The 12,397-nt window shown below is 40.2% G+C and carries 8 protein-coding genes; 1 reads left to right on the top strand and 7 read right to left on the bottom strand.

Translation table 11 applies throughout. The features are described from left to right. The 7 genes from B4F08_RS14695 to B4F08_RS14665 all read right to left on the bottom strand — a co-directional run. Window positions 1-1,113 (bottom strand): 2-isopropylmalate synthase (locus B4F08_RS14695; RefSeq protein WP_291375035.1); only part of this gene is annotated, 1,113 nt, incomplete at its 3' end. A 357-nt stretch (window positions 1,114-1,470) separates the two neighbouring features. Beyond that, window positions 1,471-2,577 (bottom strand): alpha-hydroxy acid oxidase, encoded by a 1,107-nt coding sequence (locus B4F08_RS14690; protein WP_086209944.1) that lies wholly within the window; start codon window positions 2,575-2,577, stop codon window positions 1,471-1,473. After that, on the bottom strand, window positions 2,574-3,257 hold the full coding sequence (locus B4F08_RS14685; RefSeq protein ID WP_291375033.1) for a Fe2+-dependent dioxygenase: 684 nt from the start codon (window positions 3,255-3,257) through the stop codon (window positions 2,574-2,576). Before B4F08_RS14685 ends, B4F08_RS14690 begins: the two co-directional genes overlap by 4 nt. Window positions 3,258-3,381: 124 nt before the next feature. Next, window positions 3,382-5,706, bottom strand: coding sequence for a catecholate siderophore receptor Fiu (locus B4F08_RS14680; RefSeq protein ID WP_291375032.1), 2,325 nt, complete (start codon window positions 5,704-5,706; stop codon window positions 3,382-3,384). A 375-nt stretch (window positions 5,707-6,081) separates the two neighbouring features. Then, complete coding sequence (locus B4F08_RS14675; protein WP_291375031.1) at window positions 6,082-6,765, bottom strand: Fe2+-dependent dioxygenase; 684 nt, start codon at window positions 6,763-6,765, stop codon at window positions 6,082-6,084. Between the two features lie 119 nt (window positions 6,766-6,884). Further along, window positions 6,885-9,200, bottom strand: coding sequence for a TonB-dependent receptor (locus B4F08_RS14670; RefSeq protein ID WP_291375030.1), 2,316 nt, complete (start codon window positions 9,198-9,200; stop codon window positions 6,885-6,887). 343 nt (window positions 9,201-9,543) lie between these two features. Further along, window positions 9,544-11,787 carry a TonB-dependent receptor domain-containing protein gene (locus tag B4F08_RS14665; RefSeq protein WP_291375028.1) on the bottom strand — a complete coding sequence of 748 codons (2,244 nt, stop codon included), beginning with the start codon at window positions 11,785-11,787 and terminating at the stop codon, window positions 9,544-9,546. Between the two features lie 274 nt (window positions 11,788-12,061). Here B4F08_RS14665 and B4F08_RS14660 point away from each other — a divergent pair. After that, on the top strand, window positions 12,062-12,397 hold a 336-nt coding region (locus B4F08_RS14660), incomplete at its 3' end, for a trigger factor family protein (protein WP_291375026.1).

Raw genomic sequence — 12,397 nt, 5'->3', positions numbered from 1 at the left:
GCGACCCAAGTCTTTCGGGTCGATGGGTAAGTACGGCATATCCCAAATTTCTTCGTTCTTTTGGAACTCGAAGCCTTTTTTGATGGCATCTTGGTGTGAACCAGAGAACGCTGTGAAGACCAAGTCACCTGCATAAGGGTGGCGAGGGTGAACAGGCAAGCCTGTACATTCTTCTACCGTTGCAATAATTTCATTAATATTTGAGAAATCTAAGTTTGGTGCAACGCCTTGGGTATACATGTTCAAGGCAATTGCAGCAACATCGACATTACCTGTGCGTTCGCCATTACCAAACACACAACCTTCGACACGGTCTGCACCCGCCATAATCGCCAATTCTGATGCCGCAATCCCACAGCCGCGGTCGTTGTGACAGTGTACCGAAATGATGACACCATCACGACGTTCAATGTTACGGTGCATCCATTCGACTTGGTCTGCATAAACATTCGGTGTTGAAACTTCAACTGTTGCAGGTAAGTTTAAGATTACTTTATTGCTTGGAGATGCTTCCCAAATTTCCGTGACTGCATCACACACGTCTTTTGCAACGTCTAATTCGGTTGCAGAGAAACACTCTGGACTGTATTGGAATATCCACTCCGTTTCAGGATATTGTGCTGCATATTCTTTAACTTTGGTCGCTGCATTAACTGCTAATTTTTTCGCACCCGCAACATCGACATTTAAAACTTTTTGACGGAAGGTTGGGGCATTTGAATTATAAATATGCACAATTGCACGTTTTGCGCCGACTAAAGATTCAAAAGTACGTTGGATCAAATGATCACGTGCTTGAACCAAAACTTCGATATAGACATCGTCTGGAATGTGATTTTCTTCGATCAATTTGCGGGTAAAGTCAAAGTCAATTTGAGATGCAGAAGGGAAACCGATCTCAATGTGTTTGAAACCAATTTTGACCAACATTTGGAACATTTTAAATTTTTGTTCCATATCCATCGGTTCAAAAATTGCTTGGTTACCATCACGTAGGTCAGTACTCATCCAAATAGGCGCTTTTGTAATTTCGTTGTTTGGCCATTGACGGTCTGGCAAGTCAACACGTTGGTACATGCGACGATATTTTTTACTTGGATCAGCTAACATCATGAGGTAACTCCTTACATAGTATGGGTTGCATTTGAGTGGGTAAGAAAAAGCAACCTACTATTTCTATAGATTGTGTCTATGTGCTCTATTTACAAGGGAGTCTTCAGGGAGTGCGTAAACATAAATGTTTGATACGACTTAGATTTACCGTGAGTAACCTTGTAAGCTTATATTGAAGAGTTTAATGCAGTTAAGTCGAAAAGATTTTTCTTTTTTTATGGCTTTTAGTCGTATCTGAAAAAATATTTCCCGCTATTGGGCGCTATAGGGGAAATATTTCCGCATATGTTTTCAATGTGTTTGATATTTTTCTATAAATAACGAATTTGATTCATTTCATTCGCTATTTATAGAGGGTTATGAAAACTCTATAACCATATCTGTCTGTATATCTGCAAGAGTTGCAGTGCCCATCAAAGCCATGGTGATTTCAAACTCTTCTTTTAAGATTTTAAGCACGTGGGCAACGCCTAAAGCACCTGCGGTGGCCAGACCATAAATACACGGTCGCCCAACTAAAACTGCGGAAGCACCTAAGGCAATCGCCTTAAATACATCTGAACCGCGACGAATACCTCCATCATATAAAAGCGGGAAGTCACTAGGTACGGTCTTTTTGATGAGCTGCAAGGCTTTCAATGGGGGAATGCAGGTATCTAAAACGCGACCACCGTGGTTGGAGACAATCAGGCCTTGTACGCCGTGTTGAATGGCCAGTTGCGCATCGAGTGGACTGACGATGCCTTTTAACAGAATGGGTAAATCAGTCTGTTGAACTATCCACGCGATATCTTCCCATGTAGGGGCAATTTTCATTAGGCCATTAAACACGGGATGATCACCTTCTTGCAGTTCAGGTAGCGGAATATGAGCAGGGGTATGTGGGTGTTGCATGCCTTCAGGTAAGTGAAAAAATGCACGACGTTCACGGTCACGAATCCCTGTATGTGGTGAGTCTACAGTGATGACAATGGCGGTGAAATTTTGTCCCTCAGCGAGTTTAAGCAAAGCCAAAGATTTATCGCGGTCACCTTGCCAGTACAGTTGAAACCATTTGTAGGGATTCTCTGATTTAAATGTGCGCATATCGGTATTGGTAAAAGTACTCAAAATCATATTACTGCCGAGTACTTCAGCCGCCAACGCGGTTGCAGCTTCTGCGTCAGGATGAAACTGCTGTTGATGACCAATCGGTGCAACAAAAATAGGATGTGGAAAGCTTTGTCCTAAGATTTCACAGCTCGTATTGCCGTGAGTGAGATCTCTTAACATGCGTGGTATTAAGTGCAGGTTTTGGAATTGAGCGAGGTTATTCTGAACACTGAGCTCATCCATTGAACCACCTTGCAAATAGTGCCAAACCATTTCTGGCAGATGTTTTTCTGCTTGGCGCTCATAGTCTGCAACGGTTTGCAGGGAGGCAGGAATTTGGGTGAGTGGTGCTAAGATTGGTGCAGGGTTCATAAGTCAGCCCATTGACGTAATAAATTATGATAATGGTGAGTGAGATTCAGCACTTCTTCACTGTCCCCGAGCTGTTGGCGTAGTTTTAAGATGGTCATGTCCAAGTTAAATAGCATACTGCGTTGCCAATCATCTTTGACCATACTTTGCATCCACGTAAATGAAGCAATCCGTTTCCCTTGGGTCACGGGTTCAACACGATGTAGACTGGTTGCAGGGTAAATAATCGCATCGCCTGCGTCGAGTTTGACTTCATGGCTACCATAATGATCTTCAATGATTAATTCACCGCCTTCATATTCATGCGGTTCTGACAGAAAAACGGTGATGGAAACATCGGTACGAATTGCTTGTCCTGCATCCGAGCTAAACTGTATTGCACTATCCACGTGGTTGCCGTATGCGCCAAGGGATTGATAGCAATTAAACATCGGGGTTAATACATGTTTTGCCAAAGTTGCAGATCGAATTAAAGTGTTTTTTTGGATGGCTTGTGAAAGTATAGGGTGAAGTGTTTGATAAATTGCACTATGTACATCAATTTGTAAGTTACTTTTAATTTTTTGTGCCTGTGCACCTGCGCTATCCTGTCCTGAAACCCATGCATGGCTATGATCCAGTTGGTGTCGAATTTGCGCTACTTGTTGTTTGGTTAACACAGCTGGAATATGTAGCATCATATCGTTTTAGGCTCCCCTTGGGACAAGCTGGCCATTGGCTAAGATAGATTTGAATGTAAAAATGTAGTGTATTGGGATAATACACTACATTTGTTTGAGGTCTAAACGCGTTTTAGTTTGGTTCTTAGAACTTATAGTTAAAGGTCAGTGCCGCAGAGCGTGGTTGTCCCATTACTAATCGTGCACCGCTATTATTAAGCGTACTAATGTAATCTTTATCTGCAAGATTGTAGATGTTTAGATTTAATGAGGCATGTTCATTAAAGGTATAACCCAGTAAGGCATCAAATACCACATAACTTGGAATAACAGGCATGGTTGTTGTTGCGGTTGAACCTGTGCTAATTGCACGCTTTTGTTCATCTACATAACGTGCTCCAAGACCCGCTCTAAAACCAGCTACGCTATAAGTCGTCCACAACGTTGCAGTCCAGTCAGGCGACCAGCGAACTGAATTATTTTCAGTCCACACTTTAGTCGTTGCATTATAGGTTTGCTGGTTCTCTTGTTCTGTGTCCATAAAGGCAACACCTGCTGAGACATTCCACGCACGTGTCAATTGACCAACAGCACCTAACTCTAAACCTTTAACTGTTGTTTTTCCTTCAGGAATGTACAGTAAGCTAATCGGATCTTGAGTAATTTGGTTTTCATTTTCTGTATGGTAAGCCGCAGCAGTTAAAATGAGTTTGTCTTCATTGAATGTCCATTTTGTCCCAATTTCATAATGATGGGTTTCCTGTGGCTTAACAGTTGGATCATTCGCAGCATTTGCGGCTGAGCTGGCACTATTGTTGAGAACGAATGCCGTACCTGGTGGTGTCAATGATTTCGCATAAGAAGCATACACACTACTTGCAGGGGTTGGTTTAAACACAGAACCGAGTTTCCAACTGACCAGTGTACCATGCGTACTCAACTGGCTTGGTGTGCGGGTCACGGCTAAAGTAGAAGAATTCGTCGTGACGGTTAAAGCATCGGATTGGGTGTCGTAATAATCGACACGGACCCCACCATTAAGCTGGAAACGTTCGCCAAATTTTAAAGTATCAAATAAATAGGCCGCGACAGTATCTGTTTGGCCATTGGCATATGCCCCCGTGTAGACGAGGTCTGGTAAACTTTGATAAGGGTTAGGTGTGTATAAACTTGCAGATGTAATGCTTGGTGCAGCTTTCCCTGGGGTTTGTGTGCTTAATGTTTTATTGTATTGTTCTTCGCGTAAGAGCTCTAAACCAGCAACGATGTCATGTTCAATCGCACCCGTTTGAGTGTTGATGTTGAGTGTAGTTTGGTTGGTCAAAATCTTATTTTCTTGATCGACCCCTTGGCGAGTTCGAGCTACAGACCATGAGTCTGGATCTTTAGGTGTTGCAAGATTGCTAATGACTAAAGCATTCACTCCCGTTAAGACGCGATTCATTTCAGTTTTACCAAATCTTGAAATATTGGTGAGTTTCACACCTTTGCTTAGATCACTTTCAACTTTGGCTGTAAACATGTGGGCTTCAACGTCTTCATAATCATTGACGCTACCGTAGAAGTTCTCACGATCAACAGGTTCTGCTGCATTCACAGCAGTATTGATGATGTCTCTTTGTGCTTGGGTTAGTTTTGTATCCGTGTTGTTGTAGTAAAAGCCGTCCATGCCAATGGTTGGAATACCACCATCTGGGATATTGTTTTGTACTATATGCTGTGAATATAAATAAAAACGTGTATCGCTATCTAAGCCAAAGGCAATAGATGGAGCGATGGCATAACCATTATTTTCTACATAGTCACGACCATCTACCCCGCCTTGCTGACCCATTACATTTAGACGAAGTGCAGACCCTTCAGAAAGGGCTTGGTTGATGTCTGCAGTAAGACGTGCATGTTCTGCTGTATTGTAAGTTGCAGAAACTTCTTGGCTGTTTTCTAAATGCGGTAATTTGCTGACGAGATTAATATATCCACCCGCACCACCACGACCAGCTTCTGCCCCTGATGGTCCTTTAACGACTTCAATTTGCTCAAGATTATAGATATCACGGCTCACGGCGCCAATATCACGAATGCCATCGACATAAATTGAGTTTTTGGTGTCGAATCCACGCATTTGAAAAGAATCGCCTGCACTGGTATTACCATTTTCCCCAAGTTGTAACGTAATTCCTGGTGTATTACGTAATGCTTCAGTTAGAGATGTTGCACCTTGTTCTTTGAGTAATTCTTTTTTAATTACAGAAATCGTTTGTGGTGTATCAACTAAAGGTTGGGTGTATTTTGCAGAACTAACTTTGTCTGTTTTGTATTTACTTTCGACTTCCGACTTCACTGTAATGGTAGGTAGCACAGTTGAATCATCTTTTGTTGGCGTTGCTGCATGTGCCATCAGTGGGAGAGAAGCTGCTAATGCAACAAATTGTGCAGTACGGTTATGTTTACGGCTTTTGATTTTTGCCATTGTCGGTGTCCCAAATAATATACGACAGAGTTCCATCACTGCTCAGTTCGGGTCGAACCATAAAGTGCAGTAATCATGGAGGTATTGTTAAGCTATGTAACTGTGGTTGCGAATTCTATTGATAATAATTATCGTTAACAATGGTTTTTAGGCTGAAAAATTCACTTGTATGTATGGAAATAATGTTTAATAAATCTTTATTAATTAAGGAAAACAATAATGATTGGTGAAAAGTAAACTAAATATAATGGTGAATTAAAACAAATGGTAAAAATATAGTTAAACCAATATCTTATAATTATATGAAAAGTGTATGGCTTCCATTGAAGCATAGTCAATCCATGCTTCAAAATGGACTAATTCTATTAGTTTTACTTAAAGCTCAGCCCATTTTCGCATCAGATTATGATACAGGCTAGTGAGCTTTACCACCTCTCCATGTTGGTCGCTCAGTTGCACACGTAGGTTTTGGATAGTTTGGTCAAGATTAAACAAGATATGACGATCAGCATCATCACGAATCATACTTTGAACCCAAAAGAATGAAGCCACGCGGCAACCCTGAGTTACAGGGGTGACTTCGTGTACGCTAGTCGATGGATATAGAATCATATCTCCAGCAGGTAGTTTTACTTCATGATAACCATAAGTATCTTCTACGACCAAATCTCCGCCTTCATACTCGTCAGGCTCACTCAAAAAAACAGTACAGGATAAATCGGTACGAATCCGATCTTTGCTTCCAGCAATCCAACGAATGGCATTATCGACATGGAAACCAAAGGTTTCCCCTTGTTCATAGCGGTTAAAGTAAGGTGGCAAAATATCTAAGGGTAGGGCGGCGGATAGAAATAATGGATGCTTTCCGAGTGCTTCTAGAATGATATTGCCTAAGTGTTGAGTGAGAGGGTGATCTTCAGGGAGTTGTTGGTTTTGTTTTACATTTTTTGAGAGTGATCCTGTGGTTTTTTTACCATCAATCCACTCGACTTTTGCCATTTCATGGCGAAAGTATTGAACTTGTTCTTTGCTTAACACATGGGGAATATGGTGGATCACAATACGGCCTGCTGAAAAGGAAAAACATCTTTAATGTTTAAGCATATATAAAAATAGCCTCAAAGAGAGGCTATTTTTATATAATTCGATCATGAATGCATGAGATTCAGTCGGTTCACTTAGTATTTGAAGTTCAAAGACAGTACTGCGCTACGACCTTCAGCTTCAGTTGCATAGTGAGAAGCATACGCTTTAGTGAAGTAACGTGTATCAGTCAAGTTATTAATATTTAACTGAAGATTCACATTTTTGTTAACGTTATAACGCGCCATCGCATCGTAACGTACATAACCTGGAACAAATTTGGTGTTTGCTGCATTCGCATAGACTTTGTCCATTGCTACTGCGCCAGCACCTAAAGTCAACTGTGGCATTACTTGGTAAGTGGTCCATAGTGTCGCAGAGTTCTTAGCAACGTTTTGAACTTGGTTACCGTTGCTTCGGTTTGCAATGTAAATTGGCGCTGAAGATGTTCCTATATTTTCGAAACCACCATCAATAAGCTCACTGTCTAAATAAGTATAACCCGCAGATACAGTCCATTTTTCAGTAATGTTACCGTTCACGCCAAGTTCGATACCATCTACACGTGTCTCACCGATATTTTTGGTTGTACCTTCGTCGGTTGTTGCACGCGTATTGGTTTTTTCAGTACGGAAAATGGCTGCAGTTAAATTAAGTTTGTCATTCAAGACATCCCATTTCGTGCCAATTTCATAAGTTTTAACTTCTTCGGGTTTTAAGTTCTGAATAGCGGCCGTAATACCTTCTGAACCATCACCACCATCTACACCGACTGGATTTGATGAGGTTGCATAACTTGCATAGATCGAGCCGTTTTCGACTGGCTTGTAGACTAAGCCAACTTGGTAGTTGATAAAATCAGAGTCGTTTTTAATCGCTACTTTATCGCCAGCTTTTGCTGTTGCTGGATTTGCAATAACAGCGCTATTACGAGCACCATATGTCATGGTTTGCTTAGCAGAATAGTCATCCCAACGAAGACCTAAATCTAAAATCCATTGTGGGCTAAATTCAATACTGTCTAGGAAGTAAACAGAGGTATTCTCATTTTCAATTTTATAACGGTCAGCGCCTTCTGTACTGATGCTACCTGTCCATTGCCCACGATTAGGATTTTGTACAGAAGTACACCAGCCTGAAGCAATAGCCGCAGCATTACATGAGCTATTCGCAGTACCAGTAGAGGTCAAACCATCAATAATATATTGGGTACGATCCGTTTCTTGGTCAGAGTACTCTACACCTAAGTTAAAGCTGTGCTTTAAGCGGCCAGTATTAAACTTACCCGCTAAAGCCAGTTGATCGGTAAAGGTATCTGTATTGGCTACACGTGAGTTCGTACGCGCCCAAACATTTCCTGTTAAAGCTCCTGTAGCATCATAAAAGTTACCTTTTGAATCATCTGGATTGGTCCAAAGATAGTCATTTTTAGATTTATTATAAACAGCGGTATTCGTAATGGTTAAATTATCAGTAAGATCGTGCTCAAGCTTGATGGTTCCTGATTGATTTTCTTGTTTTTGGAAATCGCGATCTTTCCAGCCGTAGTACATACCTTGTTCAACATCAATCGGTTTACCATTGCCATTTAGACCCGCTTTTGCATTTGTAGCTGCAAATGGGTTGTTATATGGAATGCCTGAATCAGGGGTATCATCAGTTTTGAGGTAGTAGTAGCTTAAAGTTGCACGTGTATCACTGTCTAAGCCAAAAGTAATACTTGGCGCAATACCTGCACGTGCATATTCAGTACCATCTTCTTGACCTGCTTTGTCATTGTGGTGACCCATTACAGCAACACGAGCTGCAATACCATTGCCGAAGTCTTTGTTACCATCTAGCGTGATACGTTGGTAATCATCCGTCCCCGCACCTACAGAGCCTTCTAGAAAGTCACCTTTTTTAGCCACTTTAGAAATCATGTTGATGCTACCACCAGTGGTACCCGCACCGCCCATAGCAGATGCGGAACCTTTAGTAATTTCAACTTGCTCAATCGCAAACATTTCACGGTTTTGAGACGTCGAGTTACGTACGCCATCGACAAACATTGAACTTTCTGAGTTATAACCACGGATAAATGGACGATCTCCATTTGGGTTTCCGCCTTCACCAGCACCGAGGGTAATACCTGGTACGGTACGTAAAGCATCGCTTAACGTTGTAACTTGAGTGTCTTCAATCAACTGTTTAGAAATAACAGCAACAGACTTTGGAGTATCCAGTAGGGGAGCAACAAATTTGCTGTTTGCAGATTTATCGACTTTCAAACTTTGTTCTGCTGCCGCTTCCGTGTGAATTGTTTCTAGTTGCGTAACTTGATCTTGCGCAACAGCATTGACTGCAATCACTGAAAGTGTTGAAGCGATTGCTGAAGAAACCAGCTTTTTACGTGTTTTGATGAAGGCCATAACGAGTCTAGTTCTAGCGTTGTAAATTAGTATGCGAATAATAATGATTCTTATTTTTTGTTTCCTAATTGTTACATTGAAATTTTAGATGTTAAGAATGAATTAAACTGGAAAAATAAATGTAATAATATAATAAAATCAACATATTTAATTGATTTTTATATCTATTGGAAAAGTAGATTGTATTTTTGTAATATTATTGAAATTTAGAATCTATATTTTTATCAGTCATATTTTTGAAAATGTCTGATGAATATGAAGGAATTGTGTTGGATCTATATGCTCCATGTAGCTTCTCAAAAAAACCTGCCGAAGCAGGTTTTTTACATGATGCTAAGTATCATTAGAAATCATAAGAAATGGATAGCCAATAGTTACGATCTGGAATGTATGTACCAGCTAGACCACTTGTTGTTTTAGTATATAAAAATGCATTTACAGTTTCACCTTTGGTGTTGGTGAAAGTATTGTAATCACCAAAGTCTTTATCAAATAAATTATTAATTCTGCCTGATAGAGTAATTTGGTTATTCACCTTATACGATGCACCTAGATTGAATAGCTCATATGCTTTTAATTCATTACCCGTGATTCCAGCCTCACGAATAGTATCCGTATTGGCCGTAGGGTCAGTAAAACGTGTTCGTTTTGACTTATATTCTGCTTCTAACCACGTAGAAAATTGATCATTTACATACCATGTACTTGTTAAATTAACAGCATGACGTGGAGTATTTTCTATAGGTTGTCCTTTGTTTTCTCCTTTTGTGATTTCAGACTCCAGCCATGTATAGTTTGCTTTAACATTAAAGCTTGGTGAAATATCATATTTCGCACTTAGTTCTACACCATAGCTTTCAGCTTCATCAGCATTTCCTTGAAATGAAAAATTTTCTTGATAAGAGAAATTGCCGACAGTCATACAATCACTTGCGGGTGTGCTTCCTGTAGGACGGCTTTCCCATAAACAATTTTCATATGTTTTTGCGCCAGAAATGATCAGATCTTTAAATTCTGTAAAAAAAGCCGTTGTTGTTAATGAAAAATTGGTCAAATCGTCATAGACGAAGCCAATTTCATAATTAGTCGTTTTTTCTGGCTTTAAGTCGGGGTTTCCTAATGATACTGACTTCCCTTGAGCAGTAAATCCATTAATTCCATCGTGCAAGTCATTGGCAGTAGGGACTTTATATCCTGTACTTACACCACCTTTAAGTGTCCAATTATCATTTGTATTCCAGACTAAATATGCTCTTGGTGTAAAGTGTCCACCAAAGGCGCTATGATCTTCATAACGTCCACCAAAGGTGAAAGCTACAGCATCTGTTAAATGCCATTCATCTTCTGTAAATACTGACCATGAATCTTGAGTAAAGGCTTGACCATTACCAGCAGAAGTATCTATCGTTTCGCCATCTTTATATTCAACACCAGCAGTAATTTTGTGGTTTTTTATAGATGTAATAATACGGGAATCAATAGTTAAATCTGTGTTTTCTAATTTGCGGTTAGTTGTACCATCTGAATAATAGTTATATTCAGGAACATCACCTTTAGGCAGGCGTCGGCCTTCTTGTTGAGATTTGACTTGGCTTGCAAAAGTTTTCCATTGACCAAAATTCAGGTCAGCATCAACCCCAGCAGAGATACGATCTCTTAAAAACTTAATTTCATCCTTATAAGAACCGATACCTGTAGGTAAACCTGTTGTACGGCTATAATCATAATGTTCACCTAAGCGTGCATCACTATTGTCAAAGCGCTGTTCAGAATGATCAAAGTCGAGCCAAGTGGATAAACTATCATCAATTTTATAGGTCAGTTTTGAGCCTATCGAGTAGTTATTTGCTTCTACAGTACGAGGATCTCGTCCTTGGCTACCTAAATCAATTACTTTTTTAGGCGTAACTAAACGCTCAGAATTATCTCGATGGAAAAAATCACCACGGAGTTGCAGACCAAGAGTGTCTTGAATTAAAGGTCCATTGACCACCGCACTGGTTTTCCAGTTATTGCCAATGTCTGAGTTTTCTTGGAGTGTTTGTTCGAGTGAGACATTACCGCTCCATTCTGAACTGACCTTTTTAGTAATGATATTAATAATACCGCCCATTGCATCTGAGCCATATAGTGTCGACATTGGGCCACGAATGACTTCAATGCGTTCAATTGCTGCTAAAGGAGGCATAAAACCAGTGGAAAACTCACCAAAACCATTTGGGCCAATTGAGCCAGATGTGTTTTGACGTTGTCCATCAATTAGAATGAGTGTATACGCTTGGTTTAGGCCTCGTATTTGTATATTTAAGCCACCTGTTTTTCCTTGACCATTTCTAACATCTACACCTGGGACTTCAGTAAGAGCATCTGCGATACTAGTAATCCCTTTTTTTTTCAAATCATCAGCCGTAATGACACTAATAGAGGCAGGTGCATTTTTAATATCTTGTTCAAAGCCAGCAGCTGAAACCACAATGGTGGAAAGCTGGTGGGTGGATGAATCTTCAGTTGTTGTTTCTGCAAAAACAGGTGTGGCTATTGCCCCGAGCAATGCCAGTGAAAGAGGGTGTAGATTAAACTTACTCATAACTAGAGTTCCAATGACGGACGAGAAAAAAAAGAAAAAATGTTCAATTATGGTGCAAATCTTAATGGTAGTATTTATCATTTGCAACAAAAACTATAAAAAATATAATACTTTGTACTTAATTTGGTGGGAATGTGGAGATGAGGGGAAAATAAAAAACTGCTAAAAGAATTAAAAAATATATGGTTTCAATCAGGTGTTTTGTATATCGTTCAATGTTGTCATATAATGTGGCACTTTTTAAAATTGTTATTACCAAAATATTGAGGAAGCCATGCAAGTAACTTCTGAAGCGGTTTCGGGTGTTACCCGTCGTTTAAATGTATCTGTACCGACGAGCCGTGTTAACGAGCAGTTCGAAGCTCGCTTAAAACGCACTGCTAAAACTGTGAAGATCAACGGCTTCCGTCCAGGTAAAGTGCCAGTAAATGTTGTTCGTCGTGAATATGGCGCGGGTATCTACCAAGAAGTCGTAAGCGACATCATTCGTGACACGGTATTCGAAGCAATCCAACAAGAAAAAATCAATGCTGTTGGTATGCCAAACATTGAAAAATCTGAATTAAAAGACGACGCGCTTGTATATGAAGCGACTGTTGAAGTTTATCCA

The organism is Acinetobacter sp. UBA6720 (assembly GCF_002454215.1).
GTDB lineage: Bacteria > Pseudomonadota > Gammaproteobacteria > Pseudomonadales > Moraxellaceae > Acinetobacter.
The sequence above is the reverse complement of the archived record's forward strand: the minus strand, read 5'-3'. Positions and strand labels throughout refer to the sequence as shown.